Below are 21130 nucleotides of genomic sequence, written 5' to 3'. Positions count from 1 at the left end.
TTCAGGTGGTATCAGGTGGCGTCAATCGGCTTCAATTGGCGATAGCCCATTGCGGTTGCGGTTGAGGTGACTCCGGTGTCATATAGCCGACGCCGCGCACGGTGTCGACGATCGACTCGTGGTCGGCGCCGAGCTTGGCGCGCAGCCGCTGGACGTGGACGTCGACCTTGCGGCGGCTGCCCTCACCACCCCAGACCTCGCGCAGCAGCCTGGTGCGCGTGAACGCGTGGCCCGCGTGCTGCACCAGAAAGTTGAGCAGCTTGAACTCGGTGAGGGTGAGGTCGAGCTCGCGGTTCGACAGCGACGCGGTGTAGCTGTCGGGGTGGATGACGAGGTCACCGAATTGCACTGCGCTGTGAAGCGATTCGCGTCGGCGTGCCAGCGCCAACCGCAGTCGCGCATGCGCCTCGGCCGGCCCCGCGGTCGATACCAGAACATCGTCGACCTGCCAGTCGAGGTCCACCGCGACGAAGTCCTCGGCGCTCACCACGACCAGCACGGCGGCCGACGGCTCCCAGCTGCACAGCCGCAGACAGGTCGTGCGGGAGGCCGTCAGATCGGTACACCCGTCCACCAACACGGCTGTGGCGCTGTGGCAGTCGGCCCGGGTGGCGATGGCCAGCGGCCCGCGAGCAACCGCGTGCCCGAAGACGCGTAGCGCCGACAGGGACTGTTCGAACTCGTCCCGGTCGGTCAGTAACAGAACGTCCATCGCCTGGCTCCCACCCTCGGGCTACCCGTCGGTGCCTATTACCGCACTATTACCCGCTACGCGGCGCGGGTAACCGCACAGCGACAGGCCCGGCCCGCGCGGCGGGCCGGGCCTATCCTCCATCGGGCTACTGGTGGGACTGTTGGCGCGCCTCGGCCGCATCCGCGCCGGCCCGGGCCGATTCGGCCTCGGCCTCGCGCTTGGCGGCATCGCGCTGCGCTTCGCCCTTGTCCTGCTGCGCCTCGCCCTCGCGGGCCATCTCGTCGTTGCCGATCACAGTGCCGACGGCTTCCTTGGCCTTGCCCTTGACACCCTCGACCGTGCCGCGGATGCCTTCTTCGGGGCCGCTCTTCTTGTCGTCAGACATAAAATCCCTCCCTGGATTTCGTGGACGTGGCAGGCCCGGTGCTTCTGTAGGCCCGCCACACCCCCAAGGCTTCCCCCGCGCCCGCCCGTCCAAACGTCGAAACGCCTTGACCCAGAGCCGATCAGCGCGGACGGTGGGAGGCATGGAACACGGCATGCAACCGCGCCCCGGTGGCGACCGGCTGGGCCAAGAGGACGATGAGGTTCGCTCGGCGATCAGGTTTGCCGGTGTGATCACCGCCGTCGGGGTGGCGTTCGTCTTGCTGGCGGCGTGGTGGGCCAGCTCCTGTGACGCGGCTGCCGAAACCGTGGCGTGCGGCAGGCCATACCGGGCCGTGCTGGCCGCGGGCGGGCCGGCGATCTTCGCCGTCGGCGGAGTGCGGGCTTTCCTGCGGACCTACCGGGTGTGGCGGGCGCGGGGTACCTGGTGGGGATGGCAGGGCGCCGGCTGGTTTCTGCTGTCGTTGATGCTTCTCGTACTGATTATGAGCGCCGGGCCGGTCAGCGGTACGGCCTGATCAGAGCTCTTTGCATCGGTATCGCTGCCGTGTCGCTGTGAACCTCCTGTAAGCCGCGCGTAATCCAGATCACATCGCCCTACGCTGGTTTTGGTAGCGGACAGGTTCGCCATCACACCACCGACAGGCGTCCCGGCGCGGCCTCCGGATTGGCCGGACGATTCACGAAAGGAAGCAGCAATGGGTGACACGTTTCATGACCCCGTTGACCATGTCCGGACGACCCGGCCGCATGCCGGCCGTGCCGTGATCGACGTCATGGGTTGGCCGGGTTACAGCCTGCTGGTGGTCAGCATGGTCGCCGGGGCCGGCTCGCTCACCGCATTCGCCACCGGCAACGACCGCCAGGGCGCGGCCGTGGCCGCGTTCGCGGTGCTCGCCGCCGCGCTGGGCGGGCTGTGGCTGCTGTTCGAGCACCGGCGGATCGGCAAGGTGAACCAGGAGTGGCACCAAGCGCACCCGGAGCTGCCGCGGCAGCGTTCTGCCAGCTGATTTCTGCAGCAGACCTCGAGCGGCCCGGCCGGTTTCCGGCCGGGCCGTTTGTTGCTGCTGCCGAAATCGATGATTGAGTTGCCCGGCGACCGGGTACAAAGTGCGCGTGACTAACCTCTCGGCGGCCCACTATGCGGTCCTGACGGCGTGAATCGTCCAACTGTGCGCAGCGGTAGTCTCGGTCCGACATCGCCGGGAGGCTCTATGACCGACATCCACAGCGACCGGACCTCACGGTCGTGCAGCGAGCGAGCCGTCGAATTGCGGGTGACGCCCAGGCTGGAGAGTCTGGCCGTGGTGCGCATGCTGGTCGGTGCGATCGCGACCTACGAGGATCTCAACGTCGATACGGTGGCCGACCTGCGGCTGGCGATCGATGAGCTGTGCACGCAGCTGATCCGCTGCGCGGCCGCGGGCGCGACGCTGAAGGTCGTCATCGACCCCCAGGACGACGCCGTGACGATCCAGGCGTCGGCCGCCGGCGACGGCGCGGACGTGCTGACCCCGGGCAGCTTCAGCTGGCACGTCCTCACCTCGCTCGTGGATGACGTGCAGACGTTCCGTGAGGGCCCGCAGTCCGACGGCGCCGGTGAGGTATTCGGAGTGACATTGACGACCCGGCGGGCGGAAACCAGGACGTGAGCCCGCGCGCCGCCGGTAGCGGTTCACAATCAGGGTCGGAGTACTCCGATGTCGGCGACATGTTCCGCGAGCTCGCGAAGTACGACGCCGACACCGCCGACTTCCGTACCCGCAAGGACAAGATCGTGGAGCGGTGCCTACCACTGGCCGACCACATCGCCCGCCGCTTCGAGGGACGCGGCGAGCTGCGCGATGACCTGGTCCAGGTTGCCCGGGTCGGTCTGGTCAACGCCGTAACCCGCTTCGACGTCGAAACCGGCTCGGATTTCGTCTCGTTCGCGGTCCCGACGATTATGGGCGAAGTCCGCCGGCATTTCCGGGACAACAGCTGGTCGGTCAAGGTGCCCCGGCGCCTCAAGGAGTTGCACCTGCGGCTCGGGGCAGCCACCGCGGACCTGTCTCAGCGCCTGGGCCGGGCGCCGACCGCCTCCGAACTGGCCCGTGATCTGGAGTTGAGCCGCGAAGAGGTGGTCGAAGGTCTGGTGGCGGGCAGTTCCTACAACACCTTGTCCATCGACAGCGGCGGCAGCTCCGACGAGGACGATGTCCGTTCGATCGCCGACACCCTCGGCGACAGCGACGCCGGGATGGACCGGATCGAGGATCGAGAGGCGTTGCGGCCCTTGCTCAATGCGCTTCCCGAGCGGGAACGTACGGTGCTGGTGCTGCGGTTCTTCGAATCGATGACCCAGACCCAGATCGCCGAACGGGTCGGCATCTCGCAGATGCACGTATCGCGTCTGCTGGCCAAATCGCTGGCGAAACTGCGCGATCAGTTGCAGTAGCCCGCCGCTCACCCGCCCAGCGCGTTCTGGGCGGACAGCGACGACATCACCGCATCCGGTCCGTCGAAGCTGTCCTTCTTCAAGGCCCGCAGGGTGTCGACCAGCTTCGAATCGGCCCCGTTGTCTGCGGCGTGGTCAGCGAGCTGCGCCGCCGTGCCCGGGTAGTCGAAACCCGCCAGGCACTTCTGTACTTCTGTGACATGGAATCCCATCACTGCGCAGTACCCGGCGACACCGAGCCGGAAACGCCCGGCCCGGCCAGGCCCGCCAGGTGCGGGCGCCCACCCAGATGTGCCACGCAGGCGGCCGCGGCCGCCGCGGCCAGCCGCCCGGCTTGGGCCGGATCGGCGCCGCGGCGCAGGGCGGCGATCAGCCCGGCCACGAACGCATCACCGGCGCCGGTGCGGTCGAGCACCGGCGCCTTGGACAAGCCGACCATCGCATGGCCGTCCGGCCACACCACCAGATCGCCGACGTCCGGGATGGCCAGGGCGACCAGCCGCGGCCCGGCTTCCAGCAGGCGTCCGGCCAGCGCCCGCGCCGCCGCCGGGGAGGTGACCGGTTCCCCGGCGAGCAGCGCCGCCTCGTCGGCATCGGCGCGCAACACGTCGATGTGACACAGCATTTCGTCTCGCGCCTCGGCCGGCGGGTTGCCGTCGGCCACCACCTGCGCGCCGTGCCGCCGTGCCGTCCGGGCGGCCGCCAGCACCGCCTCGGCGGGCTGCTGCAGCTGCAGCGACACCATGTCCGACCCGGCGATCCGAGCCTCGCACCGCTGCACGTCGGCCGGGGTCAGCAGCGAGCTTTCCGGAATATGCTCGAAAAGCCTGCGGCTGCCCGGCTCGTCGACGAGGTCGACCAGCAGTGCGGTCTCGCCGCGCTCGATCACCCCGCTGACATCGACCCCGTCGCGGGCTGCCTGCTCGCGCACCGCCGCTCCGGCGTCGTCGTCGCCGACCACTCCGATCAGGGCCACCGGCACGCCCAGCTGGGCCAGGCCCACGGCCTGGTTGGCGCCCTTGCCGCCCAACAGTTCCCGGCGCTGCACGACCCGGGTCGATCCGCCGGCCGCAGGCAAGCCGGCGCTGCGCAGCACCAGATCGCGCCCGATCTGCCCGACCACCGTGACGGTCATCGCAGCCCGTAGCGGCCCGACCACGTCCGGATGAGGTCGGTCTCGTGGGCATCGCCGAACAGATAGACCGGTGAGGCGATCGGCAGCGCGCGTTCCACCCGGATCAGCACCGCCTCCCGGCAGGGGAACCGTGGGCCATAGGTGGCGGTCACCCACTGCCGCAGCCACTCGTAGACCTCGTCGCCGGGCGGGCGCAGTTGCGCGGTGCCGGTGAAGCGATACCCGCGGCGCTTGAGGAAGTCGACCACGTTCACCTCGATGCGCGGATCGCGGCGCAGGTCGGCCACGGTGGTCGGCGACGCCATGTGCATGAACACCAGGTGATCGTCGCCGTAGACCAGCAGCGACTCCTTCGGCGACAGGTTCGGTGAACCGTCCTCGCAGACGGTGGCGACGAAGGCCAGCTTGGCGCTCGCCACGATCGAGCGCATGTCATCGTCGATGATGCACACCGCTCACCTCGTCGTGTCAGCCGCCGCGGGTCAGGCCCCGGGTGGCGGGACCTTCCAGCAGGGTGCCGTCGGGGGCGAAGCGCGACCCGTGCAGCGGGCACTCCCAGGCCTTGTCGGCGTCGTTCCAGTTGACGATGCCGCCGAGGTGCGGGCAGACCGGCGACACCCGGTGCTCGACGCCGTCCACCCGGCACTGGGCCTGCAGGCGCCACGGGGGGCCGCTGACCACGCCGGGCGCATCGTGGCCCAGACCGTGGCTGCCGATGTGGGCCGTCGGGGCGATCCAGCCCTTCGCCAGATTGAAGCCGACCTCGAGATTGGCCGCCATCGCCGTGGACAGCCCGCGCAGCTCGCGGGTGCTCCAACTGGCGAACGCCCGATCCCACTTCGGACGTTCGCCCAACATCCGGCCCGACAACGCCAGTGCCGCGGCCGCCCCGTTGGTCATGCCCCATTTGTTGAAACCCGTTGCCACGTAGATTGTGTCGCTGTCGGGAAGGATGGGGCCGACATAGGGCAGCTCGTCGATGGGCGCGTAGTCCTGCGCCGACCACAGGTGCGTGCGGGTCGCGCCCGGGAAGTGCCGGATCGTCCAGGACTCGAGTTCGGCCAGCGCAACGCCTGGGTGCTTGGCGCGACCGACGGTGTGCCCGGCCCCGCCCACCAGCAGCCGCTCGGCGCCGGTGACCGGGGCGTAACGCAGCGACCGTGTCGGTGAATCGGTGGAGATCATCATCGGGCGGGTGATCTCACCGGGCACCTCGAACGCCATGCAGTACGACCGGCGGGGTTTGACCCGGGCGAAGTATCCACCGCGGTCCAGGACCGGGATGCCGGTGGCCAACACCAGTTGGGTGGCCTTCACGTCGGCGTGCACCCGCGCACCGTCGACGCTTATTCGCAGGCCGTCGCGGCCGCTGGAAACCCGTTGCACCCGCGCGTGTTCCACCAGTTGTCCGCCGCTGTCGAGCAACTCGGCGCGCAATGCATCCAGAAACGGCATCGGGTCGAACTGCGCCTGCTCGGCCAGCCGAACCCCGCCGTGATAGGGGAAGGGCACCTCGGCCTGCGCCTCCCAGGTCACCGGCAGATCGACCGCGCGGCAGGCCTCATACTCGGCGCGCGCGGCCGCCACCCCGCCTTCGGACTGGGCGAAGCTGTAGGCGTCCTCACGCTGCACCGCGACCCCCGTCGACGCGCAGAACGACAGCATCCAGTCCTGGCCGGCGCGGTTGCCCTCCAGATAGGCAGCGGCCAGCTGCTTGCCCTGCTTGGTCGAGATCGTCGACAGCTGGGTGGCCTGCAGCAGGCTGATCTTGGCGGTGGTGTTGCCGGTCGCGCAGGCACCCACGGTCCGGGCCTCCAGCACCAGCACCTCGCGGCCCGCCCGGGCCAGTAGAACCGCGGTCATCAGCCCGGTGATCCCGGCGCCCGCCACCACCACGTCGGCAAAACCGGGAAGATCTTCGGCGGTGTCTGAAGCCGGTGATGTCGCGATCCGGTCGGCGAGCCACAACGACGTCATGGCCGATCAGTTACCCGGTAATGCGCCGGCGAAACGTGCCGACGTCACGAACAGGGGGTTTCGGCCACCTAATCCGGTGGCTCATCCGGCGAGCCGTGCTTGGGACTCTCCTCCGGCCCGGTTTCGGATTCGTATTCCTCGGCGGCTTTCGCGTCGAGTCGGTCGACCGTGTCCTCCAACGAGGTCTTGCGATCAATCGGTTCGTCACCGCGTTCTGTCATCGGCATGGCTTTCCTGGCTAGGACTGGCACGGTCGCGGGTACCCGAAATGCGCACCGGGCAACCCGGAAGAGAATTGGTTGACGCGCCGGTCAGCGGGGTAGACCCGCATCTAGTGCAGTGCGATCGCTTCGCCTGCATCACTAGTGGTGACACCCCGATCCGGCGGGACGAGAGCGTCCGGGACTCGGGTCAATGCCCGGCTGGACGTGGGCGTCCGGGGCTGAAACCGAATGCGCAGATCTGCTGTGAGCAGGGGGGTTTGACAGCCGTGGACGAAACGCGTCTAGAAGACGCCTCCACCGAACAGTGGCAGCAGCTGGATCGGTTGTGGGACAGCCTGCCCACCGGTCAGCGGCTGGTAGTGCTCAACGCGGTCGCTGACAGCCGACGTGACGGCCTGGAACCCACCCTGGAAGAGATCGAGGCGCTGGCGGACATGGTGTCTGGCCGCCACACCGACGGCGCGCCCTAGTCGCGGAGGTAACCAGAGCTCATGGGACTCGCGTTGATCACCGGTGCCTCCAGCGGAATCGGCTATGCACTGGCCGCGCAGTTCGCCCGGCACGGCTATGACCTTGTGATTGCGGCCGAAGACGACGGCATCCAAGCAGCAGCCGACCGGCTGTCCAGAGTGGGTACCGACGTTGTGCCGGTGCAAGTCGACTTGCGGACCCGGGCAGGGGTGGAGCAACTGTATCGGCGCGTCGCCGATCAGGGCCGACCCCTCGACATCGCCGCCCTCAATGCCGGCGTCGGCTCGAGCCCGAACTTCGTCGACAGCGACCTTGACGACGACCTGTCCGTCGTCGATCTCAACGTCCGTGGCGCGGTGTTGCTGGCCAAGTTCGTGTTGCGCGACATGGAGCGCAGAAACGCCGGGAAGGTGTTGTTCACCTCCTCGATCGTGTCGATGATGCCCGGGTCCTATCAGGCCGTCTACGCCGCATCCAAGGCGTTTATCCAGTCGTTCGCCGCCGCTTTGCGCGACGAATTGCGCAACACCGGTGTGACCGTGACGAGTCTGATGCCCGGCGCAACCGACACCGCGTTCTTTCGCCGCGCAGGCATGGAGAACACCTTTATGGCCCGCCATCTCACCGAAAGTCCGGCTGATGTGGCCGAGCAGGGTTTCGATGCGCTCATGCGCGGCGACCGCCAGGTGGTAGCCGCCTCGCCGGTCACCAAGCTCTCCGGGGTCGCACTCCGGTTCTTGCCCGACCCGGTTAAGGGCGCCATCGACCGGGTGCTCGCACGCCCGGGCGAGTGAGCTTTCCGGTCAAGCGCGCCAGCCGCCGTCGAGGCGTTTGCGCCGGGATGCCGGCGGGTAGCCGGGCGGTGTTCTCACGACACGACGGAGGCGACCCGATGCGGGCAGTCACATGGCAGGGCAGGCGCAAAGTCCAAGTCGACACCGTGCCCGATCCGGTCATCGAGAAGCCGACCGACGCCATCATCGAAGTGACGACCACCAACATCTGCGGATCCGACCTGCACCTCTACGAGGTGCTCGGGGCGTTCATGGACCACGGCGACATCCTCGGCCACGAACCGATGGGCGTCGTCGCCGAGGTCGGGCGCGGAGTGAGCAATCTCAAGGCGGGGGACCGGGTGGTCATCCCGTTCCAGATCGCGTGCGGGCACTGCTGGATGTGCCGTCAGGGGCTGCCGACCCAGTGCGACACCACCCGGGTGCGCGAGCAGGACACCGGGGCCGCCCTGTTCGGCTATTCCAAACTCTACGGCCAGGTTCCGGGCGCACAGGCGCAGTACCTGCGGGTGCCGCAGGCGCACTACACCCACATCAAAGTGCCTGAGGGGCCGCCGGATTCACGCTTCGTGTATCTGTCCGACGTGCTGCCTACCGCCCTGCAGGCGGTGGACTACGCCGCGATACCCGACGGCGGGTCGGTGACCGTGCTGGGACTCGGGCCGATCGGCGACATGGCGGCCCGCATCGCCGCCCATCAGGGCGCCCGGGTGATCGGGGTGGACCTGGTGCCCGAGCGGCTGGGTCGGCTGGCCCGGCGGGGAATCGAAACCATCGACCTGCGTGAGGCATCCGAGCTCGGCGAGGTGATCCGCGACCGCACCGACGGGCGTGGAACCGACGCGGTGATCGACGCCGTCGGTATGGAGGCGCACGGCTCCGGCGGCGCCAAGGCGGTGCAACAGCTCAGCTCGCTGTTGCCCGACGCCGTCGCCGGACCGTTGATCAGCAAGGCCGGCATCGACCGGCTCGCGGCGCTGTACTCGGCGATCGACATCGTGCGCCGCGGCGGCACGGTGTCGGTCGTCGGCGTCTACGGCGGCAAGCTGGACCCGCTGCCGATGTTCACCTTGTTCGACAAGCAGATTCAGCTGCGGATGGGACAGGCCAACGTCAAACCGCGCGCCGATCGCTTGATGCCGCTGCTCACCGACAACGACCCACTGGGGGTCGACACCTTCGCCACCCACGAATTGCCGCTGGAAGAGGCGCCGCACGGCTACCAGATCTTCCAGGAGAAGCGCGACGGCGCGGTGAAGATCCTGCTCAAGCCGTAACTCGCCGCGATCACTCAAGTAGTTACGTTGGCGGCCAGCAGGTGCGCGGCCTCGAACAGCAGCGCGTGCGCGAACGCCTGCGGTAGGTTGCCACGCAACTGGCGCTGGCCGACGTCGTACTCCTCGGTGAGCAGGCCGGGCGGGCCGCACGCGGTGCGACCGCGTTCGAACCACTGCAGTGCGGCAAGATCATTGCCCTGCTGGTGGTCTGCCAGTGCCATCGCGAAATTGCACAACAGGAAGGCTCCTTCGGCCTCGCCGAGTTCGCGGTGGTCGGGCCGGTAGCGGTAGACGAAGCCGTCCCGGGTCAGGTCATGGCGCACCGCGGCCAGGGTGGCCACCGTGCGGGGATCGTCGAGGGGCACGGCCCCTCGCAGGCCCGGCAGCAGCAGGGCCGCGTCGATCCCCGAGTCATCAGGTGCGCGTTGCCATCTGCCGTCGCGGTGCAGGCAGTCGTTGCTGGTATCGGCGACCAGTTTGTCGGCCAGCTGATTCCAGCGTGCACCTTCGGAAAGCGATGCCACCCCGGCGATGCGGCGCAGCCCGGCCGCGCACATCAGCCGGGAATGCGCCCAGCGCCGGTCTTCGAGCTCCCACACCCCGGCATCGGGCTCGGCACCACGGGCTTCGATCGCGTCCACCAGGGTGTGCACCGCACGCCAATGGGTGCTGTCCAGCCGGTCCAGTCCGGCGGCGGCGGCCAGCAGCAGCAGCGCCTCCCCGAAGTTGTCGAGCTGAAACTGCCCGCGCACCCAATTGCCGGTTTTGACCGCGGCGCCCGGGTAGCCCGGCAGCGGCAGATCTTCTTCGGGCGGCGGGGCGCCTGCGTCGACGCAGTAAGCCGGTCGCAGGTCGGGTCCGTCGGCCAGGACCCGCTCGGTGACGAACCGGACGGCGTCATCCAACAGGGGATGCGCCCCGGCGGCGGCGATCGCCTGCCCGGTGTAGCACTGGTCGCGAATCCAGCAGTAGCGATAGTCGTAGTTGCGGCCGGCCTTGGCCCGCTCCGGCAACGACATCGTCGCCGCCGCCACCATCCCGCCGCCGGTGCTGGTCATGCCGCGCAACACCGCGTAGGCCAGCCCGACGTCGACGTCGGCCAGCGTGCCGGTGAACTCGGGAACCGCTTCGCGCCAGGCGGTTTCGGTGGCGACCCAGGCCTGCGCGGCGTCGACCGGCCGGTCCGGCAGTTCGCGGTCGGACAGCTCGAGCACCAAGTCGTGGTCGCGGCCCGGTTCGACGTCGAGCACCATCTGCAGCGATCCGTCGCCGGGCCGGCGCGCCTGCTCGGCACCCGACCACCGGAATCGCAGCGGGCCCGATCGGCCGGTCCACACGGCGTCCCGGCAGGACAGCCCCGACATGGCGGTGGCGCCGAAGTCGGTCCGAACCTGCAGCGCCACCTGCACCCGCACCGGACGGTCGAGCGCCCGGATGCGGCGCAGCACCACCGCGGTGTGCGGGTCGCCGGGGAAAGCCAGCGCCTCGCGGCACTCGACGATGCCGTCGGTGGTGACCCAGCGGGAACGCCAGATCAGCGACCGCTCCTCGTATTGGCCGCCCCACACGTAGCGCAACTCCGGGGTGACGGCGTAAACACCGGCGCCGCCGAGCAGTGAGCTGAACACCGCGGGGCTGTCCCAGCGCGGCAGGCACATCCAGCAGAAGTCGCCGCGCGGCCCCACCACGATCCCGCGCTCGCCATCGGCGATCAGCGCGTACTGCCGCAGCACCTGTGGCGGAAACCGTTCCAGCAGTGGCGGCCCGGGGTTCATGTCCGCGGATCCGGCTCGGGCGGTGTGAGACGTTCGACCGCGAAATCCGCTGCTAGTGCGGTCATCCCGTTGGCCGCGTACGCCGCGTGCGCGGCGCCGTCGGCGCCCGCCGAGCAGATCGGGTCGCCCGGAGCGCACAAGTCGATCGTTTTGGCGGCAAAGTCGGGCCCGATCGTCAGGGGCGGGGCGGCGAGGGAGTTCAGGAACGCCGCGGACGGTCTGCCCAGCAACGCGACGGCGGCGACCCGGCCGGCCGCGTCGGGCGACAACGGTGGCGGGAACCCGTCGGCGGGCGGCGCGGGTTCGGTGAGGTAGCCGATGAGCGCCGCGCCCCGGGAATACCCGCCGAGCACCAGCGCGGTCTGCGGGCAGCCCGCCGCCATGTCGGTGATGTGGCCGGCGGCGTCGGCGACCCCGGCGATGGTCGGGCCGAATTCGGGCACGGCCGGGAAGTTGACCGGGTAGACCCCGACGGGGCGGCCGCCGACCCGCCACCGCAGTGCGTCGATGAACTGCTGACCCATCCATCCCACCCCGGGCGGTTCGGCGGTGCCGCGGGCGAACACCACTTCGATGTCGGGGCAGTCGAAGGCGTCGGCGTCCCCGGCGGGCAACGACAGCAGCGTGCCGCCCGCCAGGCCGGCCGCGGCGAGTATCCGAGTAATCACAGCAATGCGTTCGATACCCACAACCGCTTCTCGGCAAACCGTGGTTTAGCTTGTGCGAAAACGGCAAGCCTACGTCGGTACCGTCGCCGACGGCACAGAAGTCGAAGGGGAGAATCAATGATCACAACGTCTTTGACCAGGCTTGCTGCCGCTGCCGGCGGCGTGGCGCTGGCTTTGTCGGCGGCCGGGGCCGCGGCGGCGGACCCGGGCCAGGACCCGGCGGTCAACACCACCTGCAGCTACTCCCAGGTGGTCGCGGCGATGAACGCGCAATCACCGGAAACCGCAGCGCAATTCGAGGCGACGCCGATGGCGAAGTCGTTCCTTCAGAACTTCCTCGCCTCGCCGGCGCCGCAGCGCGAGGAGATGCTGCAGCAGGCTCAAGGCGTTCCCGAGGCGGCGCAGTTCGTCAACATGGTCGGGCCCATCGCGAAGACCTGCGACAAGTACTAAAAGGCGATGTCTCAGTCGACCGAAGCCGGTAACACCATCGCCGATGCGGCCAAGCGGGAAGCCGACGCGTACCGCGGCGACAACCCGCGGCCGCTGGGGGGATACGCGATGGTGCTGCTGGTGTACGGCGGGTTGGTCGCGGCGGTTACCGTGGCCGCCGCGGCCACCGGCCGCCGGCTACCGCAGCGCTGGGCGGCCGGCGATCTGCTGACGGTGACCGTCGGTGCGCACAAACTGTCCCGAACGCTGACCAAGGACGCGGTGACCAGTCCGCTGCGGGCGCCGTTCGCGCACTATGCCGGCTCTGGCGGCCCGGCCGAGGTGATGGAGGAGACCCGCCGGTCCAACCAGCTGCGCCATAGCCTGGGGGAGTTGTTGACGTGTCCGTTCTGCGTGGACATGTGGGCGGTGACCGCGTTCACCGCCGGCCTGGTGTTCGCGCCCCGGCTGACCCGCCTGGTCGCCGGCACCTTCACCGCGCTGGCCGGCGCGGATTTCCTGCAATTGGCTTACGCGAAAGCTCAGCAGATCACCGAGCAGTGACGTCGCTTCAGGCCCCGGAGGTGCCCATGACGCCGACCACCACCGCGCCCGACCGGCGGTTGACCAAGATGCTGGAGCAAGCCGGCGCCCTGGACGGTCCGGCGCAGACGATTGCCGCCAAGGTGCGCGGGCTGACCGGGCAGGGCAGGCTCAAAGACCTCATCAGCGGGACCGGCCTCGGGCACCCGGCACATCCACCGCTGACCGACGTGGTGATCGGGTCATTCCTGTCGGCTTTGCTGCTGGACCTGCTGGCGCCGCGGACCGGTGCGACAGCGGCCAACCGGCTGACCGCGGTGGGTATCGCCGCGTTCGCCCCGACGGCCCTCACCGGCATCAGCGACTGGGCTGACACCGAGCTGTCCGACGAAGCGTCCCGCCGGGTCGGTCTGGTGCACGCCGGAGCCAACTCCGCCGCGCTGCTGATGTACTGCGCGTCGTTGGTCAACCGAAGGCGCGGCCGGCGGCGCCGCGCGGCGCTGCTCGGACTCGGTGGCGCCGCCGCCTTGAGTGCGGGCGGCTATCTCGGTGGCCACCTGGCCTACTCTCGGGGAGTCGGAGTCAACCAGACCGTGTTCGATCCGGGGCCCGAGGACTGGACGCCGGTGCTCGCGAACGCCGAACTGGCCGAGCGACAACTGCATTCGGCCGATGCCGACGGCACGCCCGTGCTACTGGTCCGCGTCGACGGACACCTCTTCGCCATCCATGACCGGTGCGGGCACCGCGGCTGCCTGCTGAGCGAGGGACAACTCGACGGCACCGTGGTGACGTGCTCGTGCCACGGCTCACGGTTCGACATCCGCGACGGAGCGTTGCTGCGCGGGCCGGCGACCGGTGCCCAGCCGGCTCTGCAATGCCGCGACGTCGACGGCCGGATCGAGGTACGCAAGCACCCGTGATTCCTATCGCGTTCAACCTGCCGCGCACGGTCACCCTGCTCGCCGATCTTGCGCTGCTGGGTCTGGCGGCGACGCACGGCTATCTGCTGGCGACGGCCGCCGGTGCGCCCGGCTATTTCCGGGTGTACTGCGTCGCGGTGATGATCGGCTGCGTCGTTGCGGCGGCCGTCACCTGGATCGACGTCGACGACATCGTGCCGCGGCTGGGCTGGCTGGCCGGCAGCCTCGTCTGCACGGCTTTCGGGACCGGCTATCTGATCAGCCGGTGGGTGAGCCTGCCGGGCCTTGAGGCCCTGACCGGTCGGTGGGATCTGGCTCCGGGCAGCCTCGCACTGGCTTGCGCGGCAGGCTTTCTCGGGCTGCACCTGACGGTGCTGATCGGGGTCAATGTGGCGTTCGGGCAGCGCAGGGCCTGGAGGGACTGATGGCCCTCGACTTTCCGCTCTGGCTCCGCATCGACCACTGGCTCAACGTGTTGTTCCTGACCCTGTTGTTGCGCAGCGGCTTCGAGATCTTGTCCACCCATGCGAAGCTCTACTGGCACGACGACAGCGCGCCCGGCACGGAGTGGGCCCGGTTCACCCGCAAGGTGATGACCACCGACAAGCTCTACGACACCCTGGATGAGGAAGAGGATTACCACCCGCTGATCGCGCTGCCGGGCCGCTCCCAGCTGGGTATCGGCCGGCATTGGCACTTCGCCGCCGTCATCGGCTGGATTCTGGTCGGATTGTCTTACTACATCCTGCTTTTCGCCACCGGCCAGTGGCATCGCTACTGGCCGTACTCCTGGTCGATCTTCTCCGAGGCCTGGAACGACATCGTCACCTACCTCAGTTTCAACCTGCCGCCGCTGCTGCCGGGTGAGCCGCTGGACGCCATCCAGAAACTGACCTACGCCGGCGTGATCTTCGTCCTGGCGCCGTTTCAGATCCTCACCGGCGCCGCGCAGTCACCGGCGATCGAGGCCCGCTTTCCTTGGTATGTCCGGCTGTTCGGTGGCCGGCAGACCGCCCGCAGCCTGCATTTCCTCGGGCTGCTGGCGTTTGTGGTGTTCATCGCGATCCACCTGTCGATGCTGTTCTTCTGGGGCTGGGGCCGCCTCACGGCTCTGATGATCTTCGGGTCGGTGCGCAACTTGTACTGGGCGACCGCGCTGTCGCTGCTCATCATCGCGGCGATCATCGCCGTGCACGTCGCCGCGACGGTGTGGAGTCACCGCAGCCCGGCATCGGTGCGGCGGGTGCTCGGTGCGGTGATCAGCGTGCCCCGCAAGGGACTGCTGCGCCGGTTGAACTCTCGGCAGGACTATCCGGCGCGCATGCTCTCGCCGCAGCACCGGGTCAACGGCAAGCCGCCCACCGCGGAGTACTACAAGGTGATGGCGGTGCACGACTTCGTCGACTGGCGCCTCCGGGTCGGTGGGCTGGTGGAGCAACCGGTGACACTGGATCTGGCCGAACTGCGCGCGCTGGGCGAACCGCGGACTCAGCGGGTGCTGCACAACTGTGTGCAGGGGTGGACGTCCATAGGCGAATGGACCGGACTACCGCTGGGCGTCTTGGTGGACCGGGTGCGACCGCTGCCGCAGGCCCGCTACATCTGCTTTATGAGCATGCAGAACAACACCACCGACGAGCCGAGCTCAGAGGGCGGTGGGCAGTTCTATGAAGTGTTCGACCTGAAACTGGCCCACAAACCGCAGATGCTGCTGGCCTACGCGATGAACGGCAAGCCGCTGCCGATCCAGCACGGTGCGCCACTTCGGCTGCGGGCCGAGACGCAGGTGGGTTTCAAGATGGCCAAGTGGATCAACCAGATCGAGTTTGTCGACGACTACGTCCACATCGGCAAGGGACGCGGGGGCTGGCGTGAAGACAACGTCTACTACGGCATGGACGGGGAGATCTAGAGATGACTGCCACCGCGGAGTCTCGCCCGGAACTGATCGACGTGGACGGTGTCGCCCGCGACCGGGTGTCCGAGCTGGTCAGAGTGCGGGGCGGGCGCTGCGCGGCCTGCGGTGGAACCGATTTCGCGGTGGGCCGCGCGCTGTACCTGGGTTTTCTGTTCCTCGACGAAGACCATGACGCCTACCTGGTTGCGCTGACCTGTCGTGAGCCGTCGTGCCCACAGCCCAGAACCGCGATCCGGTTGCGCTATAAGGAGTTTCTGGCTAAGTAGGCAGGTCGGGACGGGCGAGGTCGAAGCGCTCCACCAGGTGGGCCACGCTGCGCAGGTCGTCGCAGACCTGGGCGAGCCGGTGCTCGGCGTCGTCGTCGAGCACACCGCGGCCGTAGTAGTACGCCAGCCGGCGCAGCCGGCCGGCGAGTGCGGTGCCCCACCGGATGCTCAGGTCGTAGATCTGCACGTCTTCGACCTGCGCGCGCTGCCCCAGCTCGCGCAATGCGCGCACTTGCTCGGTGAGCACCGCGACGTCGTCGTCGATGCTGACGCGGTCGGTCGCCGGCACGGGAACCTCCGTTCTCATAGCCGCGGCTTGGCGACGCTGACCACGAGCGGCTGGCCCTTGAAGGTCAGATACACCCGGTCGGGGCCGATCGCCATGCCGGACAAAGGGGTGGACCGGGCCGGCCCGGACGGTAGACCGGCCCGGTAGTCGAGGACGCGCAGCATCGGGATGCTGCCGTGGGAGAAGCCGGTAAAGGTAGCCGACTCGAAGACCGTCACACCGGTGTCGGTGGCGGCATAGATCCGGGTGTCGTCGGAGCCGAGGTAGCGGATCGGCGAGGACACCGGATAACGGCCGATCTCCTCCAACCCGTGCCCGCCGCGGGCGGACTCGACGACGTACAGGGTGTCGCCGTCGGCGTCGGCCAGATAGGCCCGGCTCACCGCGGTGCCGTCTCCGGCGGCCGCGGTGACTTTCGTGTCGTAGCTGCCGCGGTGCTCCGGCGGCGAGGACGGCCCCTTGTAGTAGGAGATTCCGCCCGGACCGTAGACGTGGTATTCGATGGCGCGCCCACGATTGGCGCCATCGAGGATGCCGGCGGCGCCCGCGGTCACCCGGGCACTCGGCAGCTTCCGCAGGCCGTGCTCTTCGACCGGGGTCACCGTCGCCCCGTCGGCGGACAGCGCGAGCAGCACCCGCATGCCCGAGTCCTGGGACAGGTAGGCCGGCGCCGGCCCGGCGTCGATTTCACCGGTCTGCTCCAGACTGCTCAGCTCGACCGCCGCGACCCGGCCGCGGGCCGGCTGCGGGACGAACACGGTGGTCTGGTCGGCGCCGCTGATCTGGAGGTTGCGCCCGGCGTGAAGCGGCGCGGACAGCCGGGTGGTGACCGCATCCGGGTCAGCGGCGTGATCGATGGCCGCCACCCGCCCGTCGTCGGTGAGCGCGATGAGCGACCCGGTGCGATACGACCACACCGGATCGCGCAGCGGCGTCTGCACCTGCACCGACACGGCTTCCGGCGCACTGAGCAACGACTGTCCCGGCGCTGAGCAGCCAGCACTCGCCAGCACGCCGGCGACCGCCGTGCCGCACCAGCCCTGCCATCTCATGATGGCCGGGGTACCCCCGGTGACGGCCGCCTACACCGGTCCGTTTGTGCGGTAGGGCCATCGGGTATGGCAGCAGGTGTCCGAAGTTTCGGCGAAAGGGGAGGTCGATGTCCGAATCGGCAAGGGGCCGCCGGGTCGCGTTTCTGGTGGCGCCTGAGGGGACCGAGCAGGTGGAGCTGACCGAGCCGTGGCGGGCGGTTGGCGAAGCCGGTGCCGAACCGGTGCTGGTGTCGACGAAGACCGGCAAGATCCAGGCGTTCAATCATCTGGACCGCGCCGACGAGTTCGACGTGGACCGAGTGGTCGACGATGCCTCGGCGGACGACTTCGACGTGCTGGTGCTGCCCGGTGGGGTGGCCAATCCGGACCAGTTGCGCACCAATGACCGTGCGGTCGCGTTCGTGCGGGAGTTCTTCGAGGCCGGCAAGCCGGTGGCGGTCATCTGTCATGGGCCGTGGACGCTGGTGGAAGCCGGAGTTCTTGGCGGGCGGCGGATCACGTCATGGCCGAGCCTGCGCACCGACATCGTCAATGCGGGTGGCGACTGGGTCGATGAGCAGTTGGTGCGCTGCGACGGTGGACCGTCGATCCTGCTGTCGAGTCGCAAGCCCGACGACCTGCCGGCCTTCTGCGACGCGCTGGTGCATGAGTTGCAGAGCCGGGAGGTTGCGTTGTGACCGGAGAGCCGATGCCGGTACCGGTCGAGACCGACAACCGCCGCGCCCGGCTATGGGTCAACTGGGTGACTGCCCTGCTGACCGTCGCCGGGGCGGCATTGGTGATGGTGTTCGCCACCGGCGCGGTGATGAGCACCGCGGCCTGCAGCACCGCCGAATGTCCTGACCTGGGACCGAGCGGAGCGGTCTTCGGCGTGCTCTACTACGGTGCGCCCGTCATCGCCGCGCTGACCATTCTCGCCTCGTTCTTCACGGCCGGGCGGCGACGCGGCTTCGTTGTGCCGCTGGTGGGTTGGGGCCTGCTTGCCCTCGACGTGCTGGCACTGGTCATCGCGTTCCGGCGCTAGCGGTCACGACATCAGAACTTGCGGCGCAAGCTCTTTGAGCTTCGTGTTGGCCCAGTCCATCTGCCGTAACGTCTCGGGATGGCACCGTGCGGAAAGCTCGAGCAGTTCCTGGTCGCGGGCGGCCTGGGCGCCCTGAGCGAGCAGCTCCCAGTCGACCGAGACCGCGGCGGCGTGCAGGTGCAGGCTGCGCAGATCAGCTAGCAGCAGAAGGCCCGGTTCGGGGCGCCGGCCGAGCCCCACGCTGGTCAGCTCCCGCAACGACGACAGCACCCGGCCCGGCCGCGGGGGAGACTCGGCCAGACGCACGCCGTGACTGCGTCCGGCGCCCGCAAGCTTGGCGACGTGGTCCTCGGACCAGCCCGCGAGATCGGCGCACAGGTGAAAGATGTCGTGATCGGCCTTGTGCCGCTCGCCGACCCGGCGGAACCGGTGCGCCAGCGACGTTTCGGAGCGGTGCAGCTCCCGCAGTGCCAGGACGAGTTTCACCAGCCGCTCCTGTCCGCCTCGGCGCCTTTGCTGATGCGCACCACCGACGTCTTGAACAGTGGCTGTTTGGACACCGGGTCCCAGTCGGTGATGGTGAGTTCGTTGGCGGCACGGTGGTGGCCGGCGCCTTCGGTGTCCCAGTAGCCGTAGTGAAACGGCAGGAACGCCGCCCCGTCGCGGATGCCGCCGACCTTGGCGCGGGCCTGCACGCAGCCACGCGCCGAACGAATGACGGCCGGATCGCCGTCGCGGATCCCGCGGCGTTCGGCGTCGCCGGCCGACAGCTCCACCCAGGCCTCGGGTGCGGCGTCGTTGAGTTGCGGTGCCCGACCGGTTTTGGTGCGGGTGTGGAAGTGGTAGACGGTGCGGCCGGTCGTCAGCCACAGCTCGTCGTCGTCGACGGGGTGCTCGTGCGGCGGGGTGTAATCGGCGGCCCGCAGCACCGCCTTGCCGTCCGGGTTGGTTGCCCGGTATTGGGTTTCGTCGATCGCCCCGCCGGTGATCAGGTCTTTGCCGTAGCTTTCGCAGTAGTCGGGCTTAGCCCAGAACTCACCATCGGCGTACAGCCGCTCGGTGCCCTCGGGATGCTCAGCGTTGCACGGCCATTGGATTCCGCTACCACCGCGCAGCTTGTCATAACTCAAGCCGGTGTAGTCGCAGGGGCGCCCGGCGCTGCAGCGCTGCCAGGCCGCGAACGCGGACTCGGGATCCTTCCAGGAGATCAGCGGCGCGCCGTCGCGATCCCGAAAGCCCATCCGCTGCGCGTAGTCGCAGAAGATGTCGAGATCGGCCCGAGCCTTCCCGGGCGGGTCGACGGCCTGCTCCGAGAGGTGCACCGTGCGGTCGGCATTGGTGAACGTCCCGGTCTTCTCGCCCCACGCCGCGGCCGGCAGCACCACGTCGGCGAGCTCGGCGGTCTCGGTGCGAAAGATGTCCTGCACCACCAGAAAAAGCCGGGTCTGGCCGAGGATGCGCCGGATGCGGTGCAGCTCCGGAAGCGACACCGCCGGGTTGGTGGCGCTGACCCAGAGCATCCGCAGACTGCCCTGCTCGGCGAAGCGCAGCATCTGCATGGCGTGGGTCGGCTCGGAATAGTGCGGGATCTTGGCCTGCTCGACATTCCACAGCCGCGCCAGCTCGGCGACATGCGCGTCGTTCTCCCAGTTGCGGAACCCCGGCAGGTCCCCGTTGGCGCCGCATTCCCGGGTGTTCTGCGCGGTCGGCTGCCCGTTCATCTGCAGAATGCCGGCACCGGGCCGGCCCAGCATGCCGCGAATGAGGTTGAGGTTGTTGACCTGTACGGCCGCCGCGGTCGCCTGGTGGGATTGGTAGAAGCCCTGCAGCACGGTGGACAGCAGGCGCCGCGCATGACCGAGGATCTCCGCGGCGCGCCGCAGATCGGCGACCGGCACATCGCAGATCTCGGCGACCCGCTCCGGCGGATACTGCGCAACGCAGGCCGCCAACTGCTCGTAGCCGACGGTGTGGGCGTCGATGTAGTCGTGATCCACCCACTCGTGCGCGATCACCTCGTGCAGCAAGCCGTTCATCAACGCCAGGTTGGTGCCCGGGGTCGGCGCCAGGTGCACCGTGGCTGCCTTGGCGACCGGGGTTTCGCGTGGGTCGACGCAGATGATCTGTGGCGGGTCGGAGCCGGCGAGCCGGTCCAGCATCCGTGACCACAGCACGGTTTGGGTCTCGGCAACGTTGTGCCCGTACAGCGCGATCGCGTCCGCATGATCGACATCGGTGTAGGAACCGGGCTGGCCATCGCAGCCGAAGGTCTCCTTGAGTGCCCACTCGGCGGTGGCGGTGCACAGCCGGGTGTTGCCGTCGACGTGGTTGGTGCCGAGCCCGCCGCGGGCGATCACCCCGAGCGTGTAGTACTCCTCGAGCATCAGCTGGCCGCTGGTATAGAAGCCGATCGCGCTCGGGCCGATGTCACGAAGCAGCGCCTGGCTCGTCGCCACGATCCGATCCATCGCTGTCTCCCAGTCCGATTCGATCAGCCGGCCGCGTTCTCGCACCAGCGGCACCGTCAGCCGATCGAGGGAGTTGTTGGCCTGCCAGCCGAACAGGTCCTTGGGGTCCAGCCGTCCATGGTTGACCCGGTCGACGCGCCGGCCTCGCACCCCTACGATCCGGCCGTCGTGGCTGGCAATGTCGAGGCCGTCGCCATTGGAGTGCAGCACCGCCGCGGACTGCGCCCACGCCACCTCGTCGGCGTTGACTCCCGCGGCGAGCTCGGTGTCCACCCGATCGGGCCACTGCTGGCCCGCGGCGTAGGGGGTTCGGGCACCCCACGGCTCGGCGATCCGGTCGGTCATGACCGCCGATTACCCGCTGCTTGCCTTGGGTATG

28 protein-coding genes are annotated in these 21130 nt (G+C 68.9%); 15 read left to right on the top strand and 13 right to left on the bottom strand.

The annotated features are described in order from the left end of the window. Positions 1 to 31: 31 nt before the first annotated feature. Both A5648_RS20250 and A5648_RS20245 read right to left on the bottom strand, forming a co-directional pair. Positions 32 to 712, bottom strand: coding sequence for a winged helix-turn-helix domain-containing protein (locus tag A5648_RS20250; RefSeq protein WP_065026251.1), 681 nt, complete (start codon positions 710 to 712; stop codon positions 32 to 34). Positions 713 to 839: 127 nt separating this feature from the next. Beyond that, a complete protein-coding gene (locus A5648_RS20245; protein ID WP_065026250.1) occupies positions 840 to 1079 on the bottom strand; it encodes a CsbD family protein in 240 nt (79 codons plus the stop codon). 142 nt (positions 1080 to 1221) lie between these two features. Here A5648_RS20245 and A5648_RS20240 point away from each other — a divergent pair, with 142 nt between their 5' ends. The 4 genes from A5648_RS20240 (at position 1222) to A5648_RS20225 (ending at position 3515) form a co-directional block, all read left to right on the top strand. After that, positions 1222 to 1596, top strand: a complete 375-nt coding sequence (locus A5648_RS20240; RefSeq protein WP_428844361.1) for a hypothetical protein — start codon at positions 1222 to 1224, stop codon at positions 1594 to 1596. Positions 1597 to 1776: 180 nt separating this feature from the next. After that, on the top strand, positions 1777 to 2088 hold the full coding sequence (gene usfY, locus A5648_RS20235; RefSeq protein WP_065026249.1) for a protein UsfY: 312 nt from the start codon (positions 1777 to 1779) through the stop codon (positions 2086 to 2088). A 204-nt stretch (positions 2089 to 2292) separates the two neighbouring features. Continuing rightward, entirely contained in the window at positions 2293 to 2730 is a 438-nt protein-coding gene (locus A5648_RS20230) for an ATP-binding protein (protein ID WP_065026248.1), read from the top strand. Further along, on the top strand, positions 2727 to 3515 hold the full coding sequence (locus A5648_RS20225) for an RNA polymerase sigma factor SigF (RefSeq protein ID WP_065026247.1): 789 nt from the start codon (positions 2727 to 2729) through the stop codon (positions 3513 to 3515). Before A5648_RS20230 ends, A5648_RS20225 begins: the two co-directional genes overlap by 4 nt. Positions 3516 to 3523: 8 nt before the next feature. On the opposite strand, the gene A5648_RS20220 is transcribed toward A5648_RS20225, so the two are convergent. The 5 genes from A5648_RS20220 to A5648_RS24165 all read right to left on the bottom strand — a co-directional run bounded on the left by A5648_RS20220 (position 3524) and on the right by A5648_RS24165 (position 6848). Further along, on the bottom strand, positions 3524 to 3727 hold the full coding sequence (locus tag A5648_RS20220) for a DUF2795 domain-containing protein (RefSeq protein WP_065026246.1): 204 nt from the start codon (positions 3725 to 3727) through the stop codon (positions 3524 to 3526). Then, positions 3727 to 4650, bottom strand: a complete 924-nt coding sequence (locus A5648_RS20215) for a PfkB family carbohydrate kinase (protein WP_065026295.1) — start codon at positions 4648 to 4650, stop codon at positions 3727 to 3729. The genes A5648_RS20220 and A5648_RS20215 overlap by 1 nt, the downstream gene beginning before the upstream one ends. After that, a complete protein-coding gene (locus A5648_RS20210) occupies positions 4647 to 5102 on the bottom strand; it encodes a pyridoxamine 5'-phosphate oxidase family protein (RefSeq protein WP_082966608.1) in 456 nt (151 codons plus the stop codon). Before A5648_RS20210 ends, A5648_RS20215 begins: the two co-directional genes overlap by 4 nt. A gap of 16 nt (positions 5103 to 5118) precedes the next feature. After that, on the bottom strand, positions 5119 to 6627 hold the full coding sequence (locus A5648_RS20205) for an FAD-dependent oxidoreductase (RefSeq protein ID WP_065026245.1): 1509 nt from the start codon (positions 6625 to 6627) through the stop codon (positions 5119 to 5121). Positions 6628 to 6695: 68 nt separating this feature from the next. After that, positions 6696 to 6848 (bottom strand): hypothetical protein, encoded by a 153-nt coding sequence (locus A5648_RS24165; protein WP_165607378.1) that lies wholly within the window; start codon positions 6846 to 6848, stop codon positions 6696 to 6698. A 269-nt stretch (positions 6849 to 7117) separates the two neighbouring features. Between A5648_RS24165 and A5648_RS20200 the strand changes: the two genes are divergently transcribed. From A5648_RS20200 to A5648_RS20190, 3 genes are all read left to right on the top strand, one after another. Continuing rightward, a complete protein-coding gene (locus tag A5648_RS20200; RefSeq protein ID WP_065026244.1) occupies positions 7118 to 7321 on the top strand; it encodes a hypothetical protein in 204 nt (67 codons plus the stop codon). Between the two features lie 21 nt (positions 7322 to 7342). Further along, positions 7343 to 8116 carry an SDR family NAD(P)-dependent oxidoreductase gene (locus A5648_RS20195; RefSeq protein WP_065026243.1) on the top strand — a complete coding sequence of 258 codons (774 nt, stop codon included), beginning with the start codon at positions 7343 to 7345 and terminating at the stop codon, positions 8114 to 8116. 98 nt (positions 8117 to 8214) lie between these two features. Then, the gene (locus A5648_RS20190; protein WP_065026294.1) at positions 8215 to 9393 is read left to right on the top strand and encodes an alcohol dehydrogenase catalytic domain-containing protein; all 1179 of its coding nucleotides are present in this window, start codon (positions 8215 to 8217) and stop codon (positions 9391 to 9393) included. Between the two features lie 14 nt (positions 9394 to 9407). Here A5648_RS20190 and A5648_RS20185 read toward each other — a convergent pair whose 3' ends face one another. Together A5648_RS20185 and A5648_RS20180 are read right to left on the bottom strand one after the other, a co-directional pair. Next, positions 9408 to 11168 carry a glycoside hydrolase family 15 protein gene (locus tag A5648_RS20185; RefSeq protein WP_065026242.1) on the bottom strand — a complete coding sequence of 587 codons (1761 nt, stop codon included), beginning with the start codon at positions 11166 to 11168 and terminating at the stop codon, positions 9408 to 9410. Next, a complete protein-coding gene (locus A5648_RS20180; protein ID WP_082966615.1) occupies positions 11165 to 11836 on the bottom strand; it encodes a cutinase family protein in 672 nt (223 codons plus the stop codon). The genes A5648_RS20185 and A5648_RS20180 overlap by 4 nt, the downstream gene beginning before the upstream one ends. Positions 11837 to 11953: 117 nt before the next feature. Here A5648_RS20180 and A5648_RS20175 point away from each other — a divergent pair, with 117 nt between their 5' ends. From A5648_RS20175 to A5648_RS20150, 6 genes are read left to right on the top strand one after another with little or no spacing between them, the layout of a single operon-like run. Further along, complete coding sequence (locus A5648_RS20175) at positions 11954 to 12289, top strand: hemophore-related protein (protein WP_065026241.1); 336 nt, start codon at positions 11954 to 11956, stop codon at positions 12287 to 12289. 6 nt (positions 12290 to 12295) lie between these two features. Then, a complete protein-coding gene (locus A5648_RS20170; protein ID WP_065026240.1) occupies positions 12296 to 12832 on the top strand; it encodes a DUF1360 domain-containing protein in 537 nt (178 codons plus the stop codon). Between the two features lie 26 nt (positions 12833 to 12858). Beyond that, positions 12859 to 13734: a Rieske (2Fe-2S) protein gene (locus A5648_RS20165; protein WP_065026292.1), complete on the top strand. Its 876-nt coding sequence runs from the start codon at positions 12859 to 12861 to the stop codon at positions 13732 to 13734. Next, entirely contained in the window at positions 13731 to 14159 is a 429-nt protein-coding gene (locus A5648_RS20160) for an oxidoreductase (RefSeq protein ID WP_109470863.1), read from the top strand. Before A5648_RS20165 ends, A5648_RS20160 begins: the two co-directional genes overlap by 4 nt. After that, a complete protein-coding gene (locus A5648_RS20155; protein WP_109470869.1) occupies positions 14156 to 15646 on the top strand; it encodes a molybdopterin-dependent oxidoreductase in 1491 nt (496 codons plus the stop codon). Before A5648_RS20160 ends, A5648_RS20155 begins: the two co-directional genes overlap by 4 nt. Before the next feature lie 2 nt (positions 15647 to 15648). Next, complete coding sequence (locus A5648_RS20150) at positions 15649 to 15918, top strand: hypothetical protein (protein ID WP_065026237.1); 270 nt, start codon at positions 15649 to 15651, stop codon at positions 15916 to 15918. Here the strand turns inward: A5648_RS20150 and A5648_RS20145 are convergent. Beyond that, entirely contained in the window at positions 15911 to 16207 is a 297-nt protein-coding gene (locus A5648_RS20145; RefSeq protein ID WP_234787493.1) for a hypothetical protein, read from the bottom strand. The genes A5648_RS20150 and A5648_RS20145 overlap by 8 nt on opposite strands. A gap of 14 nt (positions 16208 to 16221) precedes the next feature. After that, positions 16222 to 17259, bottom strand: coding sequence for a hypothetical protein (locus A5648_RS20140; protein WP_065026235.1), 1038 nt, complete (start codon positions 17257 to 17259; stop codon positions 16222 to 16224). Between the two features lie 107 nt (positions 17260 to 17366). Here A5648_RS20140 and A5648_RS20135 point away from each other — a divergent pair, with 107 nt between their 5' ends. Continuing rightward, positions 17367 to 17936 carry a type 1 glutamine amidotransferase domain-containing protein gene (locus tag A5648_RS20135; RefSeq protein ID WP_065026234.1) on the top strand — a complete coding sequence of 190 codons (570 nt, stop codon included), beginning with the start codon at positions 17367 to 17369 and terminating at the stop codon, positions 17934 to 17936. 11 nt (positions 17937 to 17947) lie between these two features. Beyond that, positions 17948 to 18283: a hypothetical protein gene (locus A5648_RS20130; RefSeq protein WP_234787492.1), complete on the top strand. Its 336-nt coding sequence runs from the start codon at positions 17948 to 17950 to the stop codon at positions 18281 to 18283. A gap of 3 nt (positions 18284 to 18286) precedes the next feature. Here A5648_RS20130 and A5648_RS20125 read toward each other — a convergent pair whose 3' ends face one another. Both A5648_RS20125 and A5648_RS20120 read right to left on the bottom strand, forming a co-directional pair. After that, the gene (locus tag A5648_RS20125) at positions 18287 to 18769 is read right to left on the bottom strand and encodes a hypothetical protein (protein ID WP_065026232.1); all 483 of its coding nucleotides are present in this window, start codon (positions 18767 to 18769) and stop codon (positions 18287 to 18289) included. Further along, positions 18766 to 21096: a molybdopterin oxidoreductase family protein gene (locus A5648_RS20120; protein WP_065026231.1), complete on the bottom strand. Its 2331-nt coding sequence runs from the start codon at positions 21094 to 21096 to the stop codon at positions 18766 to 18768. The genes A5648_RS20125 and A5648_RS20120 overlap by 4 nt, the downstream gene beginning before the upstream one ends. Positions 21097 to 21130: the final 34 nt, after the last annotated feature.

Origin of the sequence: Mycolicibacter sinensis, from assembly GCF_001673565.1 — a bacterium.
Classification (GTDB): Bacteria; Actinomycetota; Actinomycetes; order Mycobacteriales; family Mycobacteriaceae; genus Mycobacterium; species Mycobacterium sinense_C.
The sequence above is the reverse complement of the archived record's forward strand: the minus strand, read 5'-3'. Positions and strand labels throughout refer to the sequence as shown.

Excerpts from the sequence above, each read along its gene's own strand:
- A5648_RS20250 (WP_065026251.1), bottom strand. The coding sequence starts at position 712 with ATGGACGTTCTGTTACTGACCGACCGGGACGAGTTCGAACAGTCCCTG.
- A5648_RS20245 (WP_065026250.1), bottom strand. The coding sequence starts at position 1,079 with ATGTCTGACGACAAGAAGAGCGGCCCCGAAGAAGGCATCCGCGGCACG.
- A5648_RS20240 (WP_428844361.1), top strand. The coding sequence starts at position 1,222 with ATGGAACACGGCATGCAACCGCGCCCCGGTGGCGACCGGCTGGGCCAA.
- usfY (WP_065026249.1), top strand. The coding sequence starts at position 1,777 with ATGGGTGACACGTTTCATGACCCCGTTGACCATGTCCGGACGACCCGG.
- A5648_RS20230 (WP_065026248.1), top strand. The coding sequence starts at position 2,293 with ATGACCGACATCCACAGCGACCGGACCTCACGGTCGTGCAGCGAGCGA.
- A5648_RS20220 (WP_065026246.1), bottom strand. The coding sequence starts at position 3,727 with ATGGGATTCCATGTCACAGAAGTACAGAAGTGCCTGGCGGGTTTCGAC.
- A5648_RS20215 (WP_065026295.1), bottom strand. The coding sequence starts at position 4,650 with ATGACCGTCACGGTGGTCGGGCAGATCGGGCGCGATCTGGTGCTGCGC.
- A5648_RS20205 (WP_065026245.1), bottom strand. The coding sequence starts at position 6,627 with ATGACGTCGTTGTGGCTCGCCGACCGGATCGCGACATCACCGGCTTCA.
- A5648_RS24165 (WP_165607378.1), bottom strand. The coding sequence starts at position 6,848 with ATGACAGAACGCGGTGACGAACCGATTGATCGCAAGACCTCGTTGGAG.
- A5648_RS20195 (WP_065026243.1), top strand. The coding sequence starts at position 7,343 with ATGGGACTCGCGTTGATCACCGGTGCCTCCAGCGGAATCGGCTATGCA.
- A5648_RS20190 (WP_065026294.1), top strand. The coding sequence starts at position 8,215 with ATGCGGGCAGTCACATGGCAGGGCAGGCGCAAAGTCCAAGTCGACACC.
- A5648_RS20185 (WP_065026242.1), bottom strand. The coding sequence starts at position 11,168 with ATGAACCCCGGGCCGCCACTGCTGGAACGGTTTCCGCCACAGGTGCTG.
- A5648_RS20175 (WP_065026241.1), top strand. The coding sequence starts at position 11,954 with ATGATCACAACGTCTTTGACCAGGCTTGCTGCCGCTGCCGGCGGCGTG.
- A5648_RS20170 (WP_065026240.1), top strand. The coding sequence starts at position 12,296 with ATGTCTCAGTCGACCGAAGCCGGTAACACCATCGCCGATGCGGCCAAG.
- A5648_RS20165 (WP_065026292.1), top strand. The coding sequence starts at position 12,859 with ATGACGCCGACCACCACCGCGCCCGACCGGCGGTTGACCAAGATGCTG.
- A5648_RS20150 (WP_065026237.1), top strand. The coding sequence starts at position 15,649 with ATGACTGCCACCGCGGAGTCTCGCCCGGAACTGATCGACGTGGACGGT.
- A5648_RS20140 (WP_065026235.1), bottom strand. The coding sequence starts at position 17,259 with ATGAGATGGCAGGGCTGGTGCGGCACGGCGGTCGCCGGCGTGCTGGCG.
- A5648_RS20135 (WP_065026234.1), top strand. The coding sequence starts at position 17,367 with ATGTCCGAATCGGCAAGGGGCCGCCGGGTCGCGTTTCTGGTGGCGCCT.
- A5648_RS20130 (WP_234787492.1), top strand. The coding sequence starts at position 17,948 with ATGCCGGTACCGGTCGAGACCGACAACCGCCGCGCCCGGCTATGGGTC.
- A5648_RS20120 (WP_065026231.1), bottom strand. The coding sequence starts at position 21,096 with ATGACCGACCGGATCGCCGAGCCGTGGGGTGCCCGAACCCCCTACGCC.